Consider the following 15,353-nt stretch of genomic DNA (forward strand, 5'->3'; position numbering starts at 1 on the left):
CGACACGACCCAGAGGTTCAGGCCGTTCTCGACGGTGGGGTCATTGCGGATGCGCGAGACGAAGACGGCGAAGTCGCCCGCCGCCTCGACCGGCGTGACCCAGCCGTCGTCCTCGGGCTTGTCGACCACCAGCACGCCCGGTGCCTCGCGCAGGATTTCGCGCGCGTCCTCGGCGTCCATCGGGTCTTCGAACTCGAGGTTCACGGCTTCCGAGTGGCCGACGAAGACGGGCACCCGCACGCAAGTGACGGTCAGTTTGATGTCCGGGTCGAGGATCTTGTGGGTCTCACGCCACATCTTCTCTTCCTCGGAGGTGTAGCCGTCGTCCTTCAGGTCGCCGGCGAAGGGCAGGACGTTGAAGGCGATCTGCTTGGGATAGACCTTGGGCGTCGCGTCGCCGAGGCCGTAGATGGCCTTGGTCTGGGTCCACAGCTCGTCCATGGCCGCCTTGCCGGTGCCGGAGACCGACTGATAGGTCGCGACCACCGCCCGCTTGATGCGCGCGGCGTCATGCAGGGGCTTGAGCGCCACCACCAGCTGGGCCGTGGAGCAGTTCGGGTTGGCGATGATGTTCTTGCGCTTCGCCATGTGGATGGCGTCGGGGTTCACCTCCGGCACGATCAGCGGCACGTCCGGGTCCATGCGGAAGGCGGACGAGTTGTCGATGACGATGGGGCCCTGCTTGCCGATCTTTTCGGACCATTCGCGGCTGACGTCGCCGCCGGCGCTCATCAGCACGATGTCGACCTTGGAAAAGTCGAAGGTCTCCAGGTTCTGGCACTTCAGGGTGCGGTCGCCGAAGGAGACCTCGACGCCCTGCGACTTGCGCGAGGCGACGGCGTGGATCTCGTCGACCGGGAACTTCAGCTCGTCGAGGATTTCCATCATCTCGCGGCCGACATTGCCGGTGGCGCCCACCACGGCGAGGCGATAGCCCATAGAAAGTCTCCTGGAAGGCCGCAGCGCGCATCGGGCGGCCCGCCCCGCAATTAGGCCTTCCGGCGCGGCATGCAACGCTTTGAGAAGCGGGATGACGCCGTTAAGCCCGGGAACGATGACGTCTTCGCTCCGCGCCGCCTACGACCGACTGATCGCCGAGGGGCGGCTGGAGCCCGATCCGAGCCAGAAGCCGGTGATCGAGGCCCTCGCGCGGGTCGAGCGGGACCTGTCCAGGAAGCGGCGGCCGCGGCTGTTCAAGGCGCCGGAGCCGATCCAGGGCCTGTACCTCCACGGCCCGCCCGGGCGCGGCAAGTCGCTGCTGATGGACCTTTTCTGCGCCCATGTGGCGGTCGAGCCCAAGCGGCGAGCGCACTTCCACGCCTTCATGGCCCAGGTGCACGACCGCATCCGCGTCTGGCGCAACGGTGACACCGCCGAGCGCAAGGCCCTGTTCGGCACGGCCAAGGGCGACGATCCGATCCGGCCGCTGGCCGAGCTGATCGCGCGGGAGAGCCGCCTGCTCTGTTTCGACGAACTGCAGGTCACCGACATCGCCGACGCCATGATCCTGGGCCGGCTGTTCGAGGCCCTGTTCGAACTGGACGTGGTGCTGGTGGCGACCTCGAACCGGGCGCCGGAGGACCTCTACAAGGAGGGAATCAACCGCCAGCTGTTCGTGCCCTTCATCGACCTGATCCGGGAGCGCTGCCGCGTGGTCGAGCTCACCGGCGAGCGCGACTGGCGGCTGGAGCGGCTGAGGCGCGCCCCGGCCTGGTTCACGCCGGACCAACGGGACGCCTTCGAGCGCCTGTGGGCGGACATCCGCGGCGAGGCCGAGGAGAGCCCCTCGGTGCTGGAGGTGTCGGGGCGGCGCACGGTGCTCGATCGCACGGCCGGCGGCCTGGCGCGCGCCACCTTCATCGAACTGTGCGACCGGCCGCTGGGCGCCTCGGACTACCTCGCCCTAGCCGAGCGCTTCCACACCCTGTTCCTGGAGGGCGTTCCGCGCCTCTCGCCCGAGAGGAAGGAGGCGGCGCGGCGCTTCGTCACCCTGATCGACGCCCTCTACGAAGCAGGGACCCGGCTGGTCGTCCTGGCCGAGGCCGAGCCAGGGGCGCTGTATCCGCAAGGGACCGGCGCCTTCGAGTTCGAGCGCACCGTATCGCGCCTGCATGAGATGCGTTCGGCGGACTGGCTGGAGCTGGCCGGGCAAAAGAAAACCGCCGGCGCCTGAGGCGGCCGGCGGCTCCTTGGGTGTTCGGGCCGCTCGGGGGGAAGGGCGGACCGAGGTAATGTGGCGGCCGGATCGGGGGGGACGGGCCCGGCCGCCTGTCCGGCGACCCTTCGGGGGGAGGGGGCGGGTCGCCAGTCTGGAACAGATGTAGGAACGCCGCCCCGGACTTAAAGTCCCCCAATCACGAAAACGTGATCAGCGGGCGCGCGCCGCCCTCTCGGCCTTGGCGTCGGCGATCAGTCGGCGGTCCTCGGGATCGTCCGGATAGGGATCGCCGTCGCCGGACAGCAGCACCGCGATCCAGCGCGTGCCACGGAACTCGGCGGTGATCGCCATGATGGCCACGGCGATGGGCGTCGACAGGAAGGCCCCCGCCACGCCCCACAGCGCGCTCCACAGCGCCAGGAACAGCAGGACCGCGACCGGATCGATGTTCTGGTTGTCGCCCTGCATGCGCGGCTGGATGAAGTTGCCGACGATGAAGAGGATGGTCTGGAGCGCGACCAGAAGCGCGATCGGCTGCCAGTAGGTGTCGAACTGGACGAGCGCGAACAGCGGCGGCGCCAGCCCCGCGATCGCCCCGCCGATGACCGGGATGTAGCCGACCAGGAAGATGAGGAACGCCCAGAACAGGGCGTTGTCCAGGCCGACCAGCACCATGACGAGCCAGGCCGCGGCCGAGATCATCAGGCCGGTGATGGTCTGGACCCAGAGATAGCCCTCGACCCCGCCGCGCATGCGCTCGAAGACCTGCAGCGCCTCCTGGCGGTCGTCGCGCAGTGGAAACAGCGCCACGATCTTCTTGCGGAAGCTGCCCTTGGCCGCCAGCAGGAAAGCCAGATAGACGAGGGCGAAGAAGGCGCCTCCGAACACGGACTGGGTCGTCAGGGCGGCCTGGCCCGCCAGGCTCGCCAGGTCGAAACGGGTGAGCAGATCAGTCGCGGTCGGCGGCACAGCCACCTCGAACAGGCCGGCCACGTCGGCGATGATCGCATTGACGCGAACCCCGATGCTCGAGGCCTGGGTGATGATCCCGGCCAGGCCGTCAATGATGACCCAGATCGAGCCGGCGAAGCCTAGCAGGATAAGGGTCAGGGACACCGGGGCGACCGCCCAGCCCGGGAGGCGGAACCTTTCCTCCACCCAGCGCGTCAGGCCCTCGATCATGATGAGCAGGAAGATCGCCATGGCCAGCGGCGTGACGATGTCCCGAAGCCAGTAGAGCGCCGCGCCGGCGACGATCACCGCGATCAGGGCCGTCGCGTTGCGCAGGACGGTCGAGCTTTCCGGGGGCCGCGGCGGCTCGGGCGGAGGCGGCGCCGCCTCGGGACGCGCGCTGCGCATGCGGAGCTTGGGAAGTTTCAGCGCCATGGCGTCAGCTTCCGCCGCCCGGCCCGCGCGGTCAATCGGCAGCCGGAGACGCCGGGCGTGGCGTCAGCCGCCACATGCGCAAGGGGTGACGGACACGGCCGGCCGCAAGACCGGCGGCGTCCCCGCGGCCGAGATAGAGGTCGGCGCGGACAGGGCCCCGGATGGCGCCGCCGGTGTCCAGCGCCGTGACCAGGCCGCGATAGCTGCGCTCGGCGCCGATGAGGTCGCCCTGGGGCGCGTCGATCCAGATCAGATCGCCGTAGGTCCAGTGGGCCGGGTCTATGGCGACCGCGCGGGCGGGCGGCAGCGGAACGCCTGCGGCGCCAAGCGGATGCCCGCCGTCGTCGGGCTGGAGGGCGAAGAAGACGTAGCGCGGATTGAGGTCCATCACCGCGTCGGCCTCCGGCCCGCGATGCGCCGCCAGCCAGGCGCGGATGGCCTCGCCCGAGGTTCCGTTCTGCGGCAGCAGGCCCTGCTCGGCCATAGGCCTGGCGATGCCGACGAAGCCATGGCCGTTGTGAGCGGCGAACGCTGCGCGCGCGCGGGCTCCGTCCTCGAAGGTGAGGTAGCCGGATCCCTGGATCTGCATGAAGAACAGGTCCTCGGGACGCATCCAGGCCAGGGTTTGCGAGGGTGGGGCGGCCTCGATCGCGGCGCGCGCCGGGTAGGGCGACGTCGCGCCGTCGGTCCCGCGCCGCATGACGCGGGGCGGCGCGTCGCTCAGGGTCTCAACCATCAGGTCGTCGGGCCGGGCCAGGACGGGGGCCGAGAATTCCGCCGAGGCCACGCTGCGGGCCTCGTATTCGGGCGCGAAATAGGCGGTCAGCACGCCCTGCGCCTCACCGCGCTCGATCACAAACCAGGTCTCGAAGAAGCTGCGCGCGGCCGCGGCGTCGCCCGGCGGCTGGGCCCGGGCGGCGTCGCAGGCGGGCCGATAGGCCTCGTCCCGCGCCGAACCGCAGACACCGCTCCAGGCGCGGAGGGCGGCAAGATGATCCTCGCCCGCCCAGCCGGGCAGGTCGGCGGGCGTCGGGCCCGACCGCCGAGGCGGTGGCGGCGTGACGGACGGGGCGCCGGGTTCGGCCGGAGGCATCGGCGGAAGCGGCGCGACGGGGGTCGCGCATCCGGCCAGGATCAGTCCGGCGACAAGCAGTCCTAGGCCGGACCGCCTCACGCCGTGGCCGCCTCCACCTTGGCCAGAACCCAATTGGGATCGCTCGCGCCGATGCGGCGCTCGAAGGTCCACAGCTCGGCGGTGCGGCGCTCCTCCTGGGTCGAGACGCCGTCCTGCTCGATGCGGCTGCGCACCTCGGCCAGAAAACGAACGCGGGCCCTGGCCAGATCGCCGTGAACCTCAACGTGGTCGAGGTCGGCGCGCGGCGGGTGGGTCAGTTCGGCCTGTTCTCTGCGGCCGGTCTCCTCGCGCGCGGCGATGCCGGCGTTGAAGGACTCGGCCACGCGCGGCGCCAGGAGCGGCTTGAGCGTGTCCCGGTCGCCGGCCGCATAGGCCGTGACGATCGTCTCATAGGCCTGGCGGGCGCCGTCGAGGAATTTCGAGGGTTCGAAGGCCGGGTCCCTGGCCTTCAGCTGGGCCGCGCCCTCGGCCGCCGCTGGATCAAGCGACGGCCCGAACTGGGCCTGCGGGCTTTGCTGGGTCGTCTGTGGCGTCGCCGCCGGCGCGGGCTGGACCACATCCTCCGGCTGCCGGCCCACCTTCTTGCCCAGCACATTGTAGAGCAGGAACAGCAGCACGGCCGCCGCCAGGGCGAAGACGATCAGTTCTATGGGAAGCTCGCTCACGGGCCTTCGAGTAAGCATCAAACCCGGCGAGCGCAAGGCGGGCCGGGCGCCGCCGTTGCGCGGCCAAGCCCTTACGTGATAGCAGCCGCCGTTCGCCCTGGCCCGGCCATGCCGAGCGCCCGCCGAGCCAGATTCCACAGTTTTCCGAGACTTCCATGACCGACCAGCCCCCGGCCGACGCCGGTGCCCAACCCGAGGGCCAGCCCCAGGGTCAACCCCAGGGCCCGCAAATGCGGATCCTCGCCCAGTACGTCCGCGACCTTTCGTTCGAGAACCCGCGTGCGCCCGAGAGCCTGCGCATCGACGGCAAGCCCGCCATCGACATGGGCGTCGAGATGAACGCCAAGGGCCGGCCGGACGGCCTGTTCGAGGTCGAACTCAAGCTGTCGGTCGGCGCCAAGCTCGAGGAACAGCCGATGTTCCAGGTCGAGCTGGTCTATGGCGGCGTTTTCCAGATCAGCGGCATTCCCGACTCCCAGATGGAGCCGTTCCTGCTGATCGAATGCCCGCGCATGCTGTTCCCGTTCGCGCGCGAGATCGTGTCGCGCTGCACCGCGGACGGCGGCTTCTATCCGCCCTTCCAGCTCGATCCGCTCGACTTCGCCGCCATCTATGTGTCGCGCAAGCAGCAGGGCGAGGTGCTCAAGCAGACCCCGCCGGCCGGAGAGGCCTAGGCCTCTTCCGACTTGCCAAGCTCGGGGGCCCAGCGCCCCCAGAGCGAGGTGTCGGCGAGCACGCTCCTCAGGAAAGCCGCGTGGCGGTCGCGCTCTTCGGCCGTCGACAGCGGCGCGAGCGGGCGCGGACGCGGGCCGTAGGCCGAGGCCTTCACCGCCGCCACGCCGTTGCGGATGGCGTCGCTGGCGAGATCGAGGCTCCGCTCGCGGCCGCCGCGCAGTTCCAGATAGACCGAGGCCAGGAGACGCGCGTCGATCAGGGCGCCGTGCAGGGTCCGTTCGGCCAGCGATATCTTGAACCGCTTGCACAGGGCGTCGAGCGAATTGGCCATGCCCGGAAAGCGCTTCTGGGCCAGGCCCAGGGTGTCGACCCAGCGGTCCACGTGGATCTCCAGCCGCCCGCACAGACCCAGCTCATAGTTCACGAAGGCGCGGTCAAAGCCGGCGTTGTGCGCCACGACCGGCGCGTCGCCGATGAAGTCGTGCAGCTGGTCGGCCACGTCGCGGAAGCAGGGCGCGTCCTTGACCTTCTCGTTGGTCACGCCGTGGACTCGGACGACCTCGTCGTCGATGTGTCGCTCGGGGTTGATCAGGGTGTGGAAGGACCGGCCCGTCGGCAGCAGGCCGTCCAGCTCGATGCAGCCGATCTCGACCATCCGGTGGCCCTGGCGCGGGTCGAAGCCGGTGGTTTCCGTGTCGAGGACGATTTCGCGGGACATCGGCCCTTATTCGCCCCGTTCGCCCTCGGAGAAAAGCGTGGCGGGACGACGCGGCGCCCAATCCTTGTGGGTGACCTCCGCCAGGATGGCCCGGACCTGGTCGCGGGCCGAGTTTAACCCCTTTGAGGTGTCGATGACGAAGTCGGCGCGTTCGCGCTTCTCGGCGTCGTGCAGCTGGAGCGCCAGGATCTCGTCGAGCCGGGCCTGCGTCATGCCTGGCCGGGCGAGCACGCGCTGGCGTTGGATCTCCGGCGGGGCGCTGGCGACCACGACGGCGTCCACCTCGGCCTCGGCGCCCGTCTCGAACAGCAGGGGCACGTCCACCACCGCCACGGGCGCCGCCCCATGGCGCACCTCGTCCAGCCAGCGCTTGCGGTCCTCGCGCACCAGCGGATGGACCACGCCCTCCAGCCGGGCGAAGGCGGCCGGGTCGCCGTGGATGGCCTTCGACAGGCGGCTGCGGTCGATCCCGCCTGCAACGGTCACGCCTGGAAACAGGGCCTCGACCGGACCGACCCCGGCTCCGCCCGGCGCATAGAGGCGATGCACGGCCGCGTCGGCGCTCCACACCGGACAGCCCTCGGCGGCGAACAGGTCGAGCGTGGTCGACTTGCCCATGCCGATCGAGCCGGTGAGGCCGAGCAGGATCATCCGGCCCGTTCCATGGCCTCAAGCGCCACCGCGCGCACGTCAATCGCGGGCGGCGCCTGGCCAAACAGGGCCTCGAACGAGGGTTGAGCCTGGCCGATCAACATTGAAAGCCCGTCAACCGTCGGATGGCCGGCCGCCTCGGCGGCGCGCAGCAGGCCTGTGCGCAGCGGCCGGTAGTTCATGTCCATGACGGCGGCGTCGGGCCTGAGGCCGTCGAGCGGCGGCGTGGGCCCGCCGACCGCCGCATTGACCAGGGTCCAGGCGCCGTCGAAGGCGCGGGCCGCCTCGGCCAGGGCGAAAGCGTGGGTTGGACCCTTCAGGTGGAAGACCAACTCCTCGGCGCGCGCCTGGGTGCGGTTGACGATGCGGACTTCGGGAACGCCCGCGTCCAGCAGGGCCGCCGCCGCCGCACGGGCCGCTCCGCCGGCGCCCAGGATGACGGTGGGTCCGCCCATCAGGTCGTGGCCGGGCGCCTGTTCGGCGAAGGCGGCGATCAGGCCTTGGCCGTCGGTGCTGCGCGCCTCGCAGGCGCCATCGGCGTGAAAGATCAGCAAGTTGGCCGAGCCCGCCCTGAGCGCGACGGGATCGGGATCGTCGGCGAGGGCGAGCGCCCGCTCCTTGAACGGGGCGGTGACGTTCAGCCCCGCCAGCACCCCGCCCCGGCAGGCGCGCACCAGCCGGTCGAAGCCCGCCTCGTCCTCAGGCGCCAGCGGCACATAGACGGCGTCGAGCCCTGCGGCAGCGATCCAGGCGTTGTGGATCGCCGGGCTCAGCGAATGGGCGATCGGCCGGCCCACAACGCCCGCGACGCGCGCGGCTCCGCTGAAGGCGCTCATGACGGCAGGGCTCCGCGCTCGCGCAGGAAGCCCAGCAGCGACAGCAGGGGCAGGCCGAGCACGGTGAAATAGTCGCCCTCCACCCGCTCGAACAGCTGGGCGCCCTCGGCCTCGAGCCAGTAGCCGCCGACCGAGGACAAGGCGGCCTCCTGGTTCCGGGCGACATAGGCCTGGATGAAGTCCTCGCTGAGGTTCCGGACCTTCAGCCGCGCGGTGTCGACGGCCGTCCAGATCAAATCGCCGTCTAGGGCGATGGCGGCGGCCGAATGCAGACGGTGCTCGCGGCCAGAAAAGCCCCGCAGCCGTTCGGCCGCCTCGGAGAGGTCCGGCGCCTTGTCGAAGAGGACTCCGTCCTGGTCCAACGTCTGGTCGGCGCCCAGCACCAGCCTGCCCGGGGCGCGGCGCGACACCGCCAACGCCTTTTCCGCCGCCAGGGCCTCGGCGACCTGCAGCGGAGACCGACCCCCGGCCAGCAGGCGATCCTTCAGCGCCGCCTCGTCGACATCGGCCGGGTCGAGGTCGGCGCTGACGCCGGCGGCCTCGAGCATGGCCCGGCGCGCGGCGCTGCGCGAGGCGAGGACCAGCACGGACATCAGGCCGGCGACCCCAGCCGCCCGGAGCGGCGCTCGTTGATCAGGTTGATGACCTGGGCGGCGGTCTCCTCCACCGAGCGTCGGCTGACGTCGATGACCGGCCAGCCGAGCCTTTCGAACAGCCGCCGGGCCCGCACGGTCTCCTCGCGTACGGCGTCGAGGTCGACGTAGGAGGTCTCGCGGTCGTCGCCGAGGCTCATCAGGCGGTTGCGCCGGATCTGCACCAGCCGGTCCGGTGAGACGACCAAGCCCACAACCAGGGGATTTTTCAGGTCCGACAGCACCGGTGACGGGTCCTGCCCCGGCACCAGCGGCACATTGGCCGCCCGCACGCCGCGGTGGGCGAGATAGACGCAGGTCGGGGTCTTGGAGGTCCGGCTGACGCCGACCAGCACCACGTCGGCCCTTTCGAGCTCCATCAGCCCCTGGCCGTCGTCGTGGTGGATGGCGAAGTCGAGCGCGCCCATCCGGTTGAAATAGTCGTGGTCCAGCGCGTGCTGGGCGCCCACCCGGCTCGACAGGGCCGCGCCGAGATAGCCGGACAGGGCTCCGACCAGCGGGTCGAGCGCGCCCATCTGCGGCATGTCGAGCTTACGGCAGCCCTTCTCCAGCATGTCGCGCAGTTCGGGATCGACCAGGGTGTGCAGCACGATGCCTGGCTGGGACTCGATCTCCTCCAGCACCCGCTCGAGCTGCTTGGGCGAGCGGATCAGGGCGTAGATGTGCTCGATCGGGATGACGCCCTCGAAGCGCGCCACCACCGCCTTGGCCATGGCGTTGAGGGTCTCGCCGGTCGAATCCGAGACGAGGTGGACGTGGAAATAGGTCGCCAGCCGCTTGGACGGCGCTTCCGATTTCTGGGGTTCCGTTGTGGACAATCTGGGCTCGCCTGGGCGCCGAAGTGGGAGAGGCGACCCTAGCGCGGCGGCGTCGGCCTTGCATCCGGGAAGAGGGTGGACAGGCGGCGGGTTTTTCCACGCGCCGCGCGACGGGCCGAAACCGGTCCGCCCCACGTCCCGGACAAACATCAATCGTTCACGACGGCGCCCAGCGGGGCGTTAAGGCCGCGTTAGGATTTCGGTAAGGAATCCTTAACCCTTCATTAACTTTCCACACGGTCCCCAAGTCTTTGGATTTCGCCTCGAACTGTCTTGAAAGCCTGTGGGGAGCCGGGGCGCCGCGGTCGGACGGCCCCGACCTATCCCCGCGGCGCCTGCCTCCAACGACTCTTCACCACCTTCTTCGAATCCTTCTTTCTTGAGAGGGATTGAGCCTTGCTCGGCGGGCGCCCTAAGAGGCCGTCATGCAGTCCGAGCCCTCGCCCTTCCTGCGCGTCCTGAGCGGCGAGCGGCAGTCCAGCCCTCCGGTCTGGTTCATGCGTCAGGCGGGCCGGTACCTGCCGGAGTACCGGGCGCTCAGGGCCCAAGCGCCCGACTTCATCGCCTTCTGCCTGAACCCGGAGATGGCGGCCGAGGCGACGCTACAGCCGCTCCGGCGATTGCCCTTCGATGCGGCGATCGTCGTCGCCGACATCCTGCTGATCCCGGGCGCGCTCGGCCAGGATGTCTGGTTCGAGGCCGGCGAAGGCCCACGGCTCGGCGCCCTGCCGGAGATCGCGGCCATGCGCTCGCGGGTCGAGGACGCGGGCCGGGCCCTGTCCCAGGTCGGCGAGACCCTGACGCGGGTGCGGGCCGAACTGACGCCCGACAAGGCCCTGATCGGCTTTGCTGGCGCGCCCTGGACGGTGGCGACCTACATGCTGGACGGCGAGGCCCGGACCATCGGCAAGGGCGAGCGCGCCAACGCCCGGACCTACGCCTACGCTGAGCCCCAGAAGGTCGAGGCCCTGCTGGAGGTGCTGGTCGAAGCCACCGCCTGGTACCTGAAGATGCAGGCCTCCGCCGGCGCCCAGGCGCTGCAGATCTTCGAGAGCTGGGCGGAGGGCATGCCGGACGACCTGTTCGAGACCCTGGTCCTGAAGCCTCACCAGAAGCTGGTCGCGCGTGTGCGGGAGCTGCGCGTGACGGTTCCGCTGATCGGCTTCCCGCGCGGCTCGGCGGCGCTGGCCGAGCGCTATGCGGCCGAGGTCGATGTCCAGGCCGTGGGGCTCGACACCGCCTGTCCCCTGGAGGTCGGCCGGCGCGTTCAGGCCATCAAGCCGATCCAGGGCGCGCTCGATCCGCTGCTGCTGTGCGCCGGCGGCGAACGGCTCGACCGCCGCGTCGACCAACTGCTCCAGGCCTGGGGCGACGGGCCCTGGGTGTTTAATCTCGGCCACGGCATCCTGCCGGACACGCCGATCGCCCACGTCGAGCAGGTGCTCGGCCGGATCAAGGCCCATGGCTGAGCGGGTCGCCGTCGTCCTGTTCAATCTCGGCGGGCCGGACGACCAGGCGACGGTTCGGCCCTTCCTCCAGAACCTGTTCTCGGACCCGGCCATCATCGACCTGCCGGGCTTCCTTCGCCTGCCGCTCGCCTGGCTGATCGCCAAGCGGCGCGAAAAGTCCGCCCAGGCCAACTACGCGTTGATGGGCGGCGGCTCGCCCCTGCTCCCTGAAACCCGGAAACAGGCCGCCGCGCTGGAAGCGGCGCTGCAGTCCGAGCTGCCGGGGGCCCGGGTCTTCATCGCCATGCGCTACTGGCGGCCGCTGACCGAGGAGACCGCCCGCGAGGTCGAGGCCTTCGCGCCCGACCGGGTGGTGCTGCTTCCGCTCTACCCGCAGTTCTCCACGACAACGACAGGCTCCTCGTTGAAAGCCTGGCGTGAGGCCTACCGGGGGCCCGGCGAGGTGAGCGCCGTCTGCTGCTATCCGCAGGCCGCGGGCTGGATCGAAGCCCAGGCGGCCGCGATCCGCGAAAAGCTGGCCGAGGCGGGCGACTGGCCCGTGCGGGTGCTCTTCTCCGCCCACGGAGTGCCCGAGAAGGTCATCACCGGCCGCGGCGATCCCTATCAGGAGCAGGTCGAGGCCGGCTGCGCGGCCGTCGCGGCCGCGGCCGGCCTGTCGGACTGGAGCATCTGCTACCAGAGCCGCGTCGGGCCGCTGAAATGGCTGGGGCCCTCGACGCCCGAGGCCCTTGAACAGGCTGCGGTGGACGGCGTCGGCGCGGTGGTCGTCCCGATCGCCTTCGTCTCGGAGCACATCGAGACCCTGGTCGAACTCGACATCGAATATGCGCACCTGGCCGGCGAGTTGGGGGTCAGCCCCTATCTGCGGGCGCCGGCGGTGGGCGTGGCGGCCCCATTCGTGGCGGCCTTGTCCGAGGCGGTGCGCCAGGCGGCCGGGCGTAACGGTGTCGCGCCCTTCGGTCCCGGCTGTCAGGGCGACTGGAAGGCCTGTCCCTGCCAGGCCGAACGGAGGGCGGCATGAGCGCCTATGATCTGGCCCGAGGGCTGCACATCCTGGCCGTGATCGCCTGGGTGGCGGGCCTGCTCTTTCTGCCGCGCCTGTTCGCCTATGACGCCGAACAGGCCGACGGCCCCTCGGCCGTGCGCGCCGAGATGCGGGCCCTGCTGCGCAACTGGCAGCTGCGCCTGCTGAAGATCATTCTCAATCCCGCCATGGTGCTGGCCTGGGTGTTCGGCGCCTGGCTGATCTGGATCCGCTCGGGGGAAGGCTCGGACTGGTCGTTCCTGCAGCAGCCCTGGATGATTGTGAAGCTTGCGGGGGTCCTTCTGCTGACCGGCTGGCATCACTATCTGATGGCCGAGCGCAAGCGGATCGCGGGCGGGACCTCTCGCCGGTCGGGCCGTTTCTGGCGGATGACCAACGAGATTCCGTTCGTCCTGGCCATCGTCATGGTGCTGTCCGTGACCCTGGAGTGGACCTTCGGCTGAGGCCGCCGGCGCTTGACGCACGCCCCGGCCTGTGGTCCTGCTTGGTCAGGCGCTGAAATCCGGGACGGATTCGCCGCCTTCCCACCTCCTTTCCGGCTCTGATCGCTCCTTCGAACGCGGCCAGGTCCGACCTTCCCCACCGCGCGCGAGCGCCGAGAATTTCCAGGCTGACGCCCGAGGTCCGTATCCGGACCCGGCCCGGCCGTCTGCAAGAAGACCCATGACCGACGAATCCCTCATCGACCCCGAAATCGAAGCCGACGCCGACACGGACGGCGACAACGGCGACGAGGTCAGCCTGCCGCAGCGCATCGCGCTCTCGGAAATCAAGGACAAGAGCCCCGCCGAGCTCGTCGCCTTCGCCGAGGAGCTGGAGGTCGAAAACGCGTCCAACCTGCGCAAGCAGGACCTGATGTTCGCCATCCTCAAGACCCTGGCCGACGAGGAGGTGGAGATCTCCGCCGGCGGCGTGCTCGAGGTCCTGCAGGACGGCTTCGGCTTCCTGCGCAGCCCGGATGTGAACTATCTCTCGGGCCCGGACGACATCTATGTCAGCCCGTCGCAGATCAAGCGCTTCGGCCTGCGGACTGGCGACACGGTCGACGGCACGGTGCGTGGCCCGCGCGAGGGCGAGCGCTACTTCGCCCTGCTCAAGGTCGACTCGATCAATTTCGAGGACCCGGAGAACGTCCGGCACAAGGTCAATTTCGACAACCTGACCCCGCTCTATCCGGACGAGCGGCTGCACATGGAGATCCAGGACCCGACCCTGAAGGTCCGTTCGGGCCTGGTGATCGACATCGTCTCGCCCCTCGGCAAGGGCCAGCGCTGCCTGATCGTGGCGCCGCCGCGGGTCGGCAAGACGGTGATGCTGCAGAACATCGCCAAATCGATCGAGACCAACCACCCCGAATGCTTCCTCATCGTCCTGCTCATCGACGAGCGGCCCGAGGAGGTCACCGACATGCAGCGCACCGTGAAGGGCGAGGTCGTGGCCTCGACCTTCGACGAGCCGGCGACGCGCCACGTGGCCGTGGCCGAGATGGTCATCGAAAAGGCCAAGCGCCTGGTCGAGCACAAGCGCGACGTGGTCATCCTGCTGGACTCGGTGACGCGCCTCGGCCGGGCCTACAACACGACCGTCCCGTCCTCGGGCAAGGTGCTGACCGGCGGCGTGGACGCCAATGCGCTCCAGCGTCCCAAGCGCTTCTTCGGCGCGGCGCGCAACATCGAGGAAGGCGGTTCGCTGACCATCATCGCCACGGCCCTGATCGACACTGGCAGCCGGATGGACGAGGTCATCTTCGAAGAGTTCAAGGGCACCGGTAATTCGGAAATCGTCCTGGACCGCAAGGTCGCCGACAAGCGCATCTTCCCGGCCATCGACGTGCTGAAGTCCGGCACCCGCAAGGAAGAGCTGATCACCCCGCGCGACCAGCTGACCAAGACCTATGTGCTGCGCCGCATCCTCAACCCCATGGGTCCGCAGGACGCCATCGAGTTCCTGCTCGACAAGCTGCGCCAGACCAAGAACAACGGCGAATTCTTCCAGTCGATGAACACCTAAGGGGAGCCGCGGGACATGGCGGGGCTGATCCACATCGGACTGGCGGGCGCCCGCGGCCGCATGGGCCGCGCCGTCTCCGCCGTGCTCGACACCCGGCCCGACGTGGTCGTGCCCTGCCGCTTCGACCGCAGCGAGACGCCGGACCTCAGCGTCTGCGACGTGGTCATCGACTTCACCTCGCCGGAGGCCTCGGTCGAACTGGCGCGCCGCTGCGCCGAGGCGGGCGGACCCGCCCTGGTCATCGGCGCCACCGGCTTCACGCCTGAGCAGGACGCCGAGATCGACAAGGCGGCCGAGCGCATCGCTATCGTCAAGAGCGGCAACTTCTCGCTCGGCGTGAACATGCTGCTGGGCCTCGTCGCCCAGGCCGCCCAGCGCCTGCCCGCCGCCGACTGGGACATCGAGGTGGTCGAGGCCCACCACCGCATGAAGAGGGACGCGCCGTCCGGCACCGCCCTCATGCTGGGCGAGGCCGCCGCCGAGGGCCGGGGACAGGCTCTGAAGGACGTGCGCGCGCCCATGCGCGAGGGCGTCGGCGACGAGCGGGTGAGGGGCCAGATCGGATTTTCCGCCATCCGCGCCGGCGGCATCGTGGGCGAACACCAGGTCATCTTCGCCGCCGACGACGAGATCCTAACCCTGGCCCACTCGGCCCGCGACCGTCAGCTTTTCGCCCGCGGCGCCGTCATCGCCGCCCTGTGGGCCCGCGGCCGGGCCCCCGGCCTTTACGGCATGCAGGACGTCCTGGGGTTCAGGCAGGCCTAGTTGTTTTGAGCGACCTGTTTGTCCTCATCGCGATCGTGTCGGGTTTCATCAGCGTGACCCTGCGCCTGTGGGCTCAAAGATCCGACTTCGAACAGACTCCGATGACGCCACAGGCGCGCGAAGCCTTTGACGCCAAGAGCGCTCGTGCGCGCCGAACAGCTCGCGTCTGGGCCATCATTGGAGGGGCGAGCGCGTTTGCATACGTGCTGCTCGAGCAGCTGGGCGCCAATTCGCCCTGATCTTCCGACCGATCCGGAATCCTAGTGCGCGTGCCGGTGCACGGGCCGCACGAACAGCGACTTCACTAAGAAGAACAGCGCGATGACGATGGCGAAGCCCAGGAACAGGCCGAGCAGCATCATCCAGATG

The 15,353-nt window shown here is 69.7% G+C and carries 17 protein-coding genes; 8 read left to right on the forward strand and 9 right to left on the reverse strand.

What is annotated here, in order from left to right; translation table 11 throughout:
• On the reverse strand, positions 1-939 hold a 939-nt coding region (locus Q0M60_RS04170), incomplete at its 3' end, for an aspartate-semialdehyde dehydrogenase (RefSeq protein WP_296816301.1).
• A 115-nt stretch (positions 940-1,054) separates the two neighbouring features.
• On the opposite strand from Q0M60_RS04170, the gene zapE reads away from it, so the two are divergent.
• Positions 1,055-2,173 carry a cell division protein ZapE gene (zapE, locus tag Q0M60_RS04175; RefSeq protein WP_296816304.1) on the forward strand — a complete coding sequence of 373 codons (1,119 nt, stop codon included), beginning with the start codon at positions 1,055-1,057 and terminating at the stop codon, positions 2,171-2,173.
• Positions 2,174-2,368: 195 nt separating this feature from the next.
• Here zapE and Q0M60_RS04180 read toward each other — a convergent pair whose 3' ends face one another.
• From Q0M60_RS04180 to timA, 3 genes are all read right to left on the reverse strand, one after another.
• Positions 2,369-3,544 (reverse strand): AI-2E family transporter, encoded by a 1,176-nt coding sequence (locus Q0M60_RS04180; protein ID WP_296816307.1) that lies wholly within the window; start codon positions 3,542-3,544, stop codon positions 2,369-2,371.
• A 31-nt stretch (positions 3,545-3,575) separates the two neighbouring features.
• Positions 3,576-4,637 (reverse strand): MltA domain-containing protein, encoded by a 1,062-nt coding sequence (locus Q0M60_RS04185; RefSeq protein ID WP_296816309.1) that lies wholly within the window; start codon positions 4,635-4,637, stop codon positions 3,576-3,578.
• Between the two features lie 77 nt (positions 4,638-4,714).
• Positions 4,715-5,344 carry a TIM44-related membrane protein TimA gene (timA, locus tag Q0M60_RS04190; RefSeq protein ID WP_296816312.1) on the reverse strand — a complete coding sequence of 210 codons (630 nt, stop codon included), beginning with the start codon at positions 5,342-5,344 and terminating at the stop codon, positions 4,715-4,717.
• Between the two features lie 155 nt (positions 5,345-5,499).
• On the opposite strand from timA, the gene secB reads away from it, so the two are divergent.
• Positions 5,500-6,018 carry a protein-export chaperone SecB gene (secB, locus tag Q0M60_RS04195; RefSeq protein WP_296816315.1) on the forward strand — a complete coding sequence of 173 codons (519 nt, stop codon included), beginning with the start codon at positions 5,500-5,502 and terminating at the stop codon, positions 6,016-6,018.
• On the opposite strand, the gene dnaQ is transcribed toward secB, so the two are convergent.
• Genes dnaQ through Q0M60_RS04220 form a run of 5 tightly spaced genes read right to left on the reverse strand, consistent with a single transcriptional unit; the run spans position 6,015 to position 9,695 of the window.
• Positions 6,015-6,737 carry a DNA polymerase III subunit epsilon gene (gene dnaQ, locus Q0M60_RS04200; protein WP_296816318.1) on the reverse strand — a complete coding sequence of 241 codons (723 nt, stop codon included), beginning with the start codon at positions 6,735-6,737 and terminating at the stop codon, positions 6,015-6,017. The two genes, secB and dnaQ, sit on opposite strands and share 4 nt — an antisense overlap.
• Positions 6,738-6,743: 6 nt before the next feature.
• The gene (coaE, locus tag Q0M60_RS04205; RefSeq protein WP_296816321.1) at positions 6,744-7,388 is read right to left on the reverse strand and encodes a dephospho-CoA kinase; all 645 of its coding nucleotides are present in this window, start codon (positions 7,386-7,388) and stop codon (positions 6,744-6,746) included.
• A complete protein-coding gene (locus Q0M60_RS04210; RefSeq protein WP_296816324.1) occupies positions 7,385-8,224 on the reverse strand; it encodes a shikimate dehydrogenase in 840 nt (279 codons plus the stop codon). The genes coaE and Q0M60_RS04210 overlap by 4 nt, the downstream gene beginning before the upstream one ends.
• A complete protein-coding gene (locus tag Q0M60_RS04215) occupies positions 8,221-8,817 on the reverse strand; it encodes a Maf family protein (protein WP_296816327.1) in 597 nt (198 codons plus the stop codon). The genes Q0M60_RS04210 and Q0M60_RS04215 overlap by 4 nt, the downstream gene beginning before the upstream one ends.
• Positions 8,817-9,695: a pyruvate, water dikinase regulatory protein gene (locus Q0M60_RS04220; protein WP_296816330.1), complete on the reverse strand. Its 879-nt coding sequence runs from the start codon at positions 9,693-9,695 to the stop codon at positions 8,817-8,819. The genes Q0M60_RS04215 and Q0M60_RS04220 overlap by 1 nt, the downstream gene beginning before the upstream one ends.
• Positions 9,696-10,120: 425 nt before the next feature.
• Between Q0M60_RS04220 and hemE the strand changes: the two genes are divergently transcribed.
• The 6 genes from hemE to Q0M60_RS04250 all read left to right on the forward strand — a co-directional run bounded on the left by hemE (position 10,121) and on the right by Q0M60_RS04250 (position 15,223).
• Positions 10,121-11,164 carry a uroporphyrinogen decarboxylase gene (gene hemE, locus Q0M60_RS04225; RefSeq protein WP_296816333.1) on the forward strand — a complete coding sequence of 348 codons (1,044 nt, stop codon included), beginning with the start codon at positions 10,121-10,123 and terminating at the stop codon, positions 11,162-11,164.
• Positions 11,157-12,185, forward strand: coding sequence for a ferrochelatase (hemH, locus tag Q0M60_RS04230; RefSeq protein WP_296816337.1), 1,029 nt, complete (start codon positions 11,157-11,159; stop codon positions 12,183-12,185). The genes hemE and hemH overlap by 8 nt, the downstream gene beginning before the upstream one ends.
• A complete protein-coding gene (locus tag Q0M60_RS04235) occupies positions 12,182-12,652 on the forward strand; it encodes a CopD family protein (protein WP_296816340.1) in 471 nt (156 codons plus the stop codon). Before hemH ends, Q0M60_RS04235 begins: the two co-directional genes overlap by 4 nt.
• A 220-nt stretch (positions 12,653-12,872) precedes the next feature.
• The gene (gene rho / locus Q0M60_RS04240) at positions 12,873-14,219 is read left to right on the forward strand and encodes a transcription termination factor Rho (RefSeq protein ID WP_296816342.1); all 1,347 of its coding nucleotides are present in this window, start codon (positions 12,873-12,875) and stop codon (positions 14,217-14,219) included.
• 15 nt (positions 14,220-14,234) lie between these two features.
• A complete protein-coding gene (gene dapB / locus Q0M60_RS04245) occupies positions 14,235-14,984 on the forward strand; it encodes a 4-hydroxy-tetrahydrodipicolinate reductase (protein ID WP_296816344.1) in 750 nt (249 codons plus the stop codon).
• A 5-nt stretch (positions 14,985-14,989) separates the two neighbouring features.
• Complete coding sequence (locus Q0M60_RS04250; RefSeq protein ID WP_296816347.1) at positions 14,990-15,223, forward strand: hypothetical protein; 234 nt, start codon at positions 14,990-14,992, stop codon at positions 15,221-15,223.
• Positions 15,224-15,353: the final 130 nt, after the last annotated feature.

This window comes from Brevundimonas sp. (assembly GCF_024711105.1).
In the GTDB taxonomy this organism is placed as follows: domain Bacteria; phylum Pseudomonadota; class Alphaproteobacteria; order Caulobacterales; family Caulobacteraceae; genus Brevundimonas.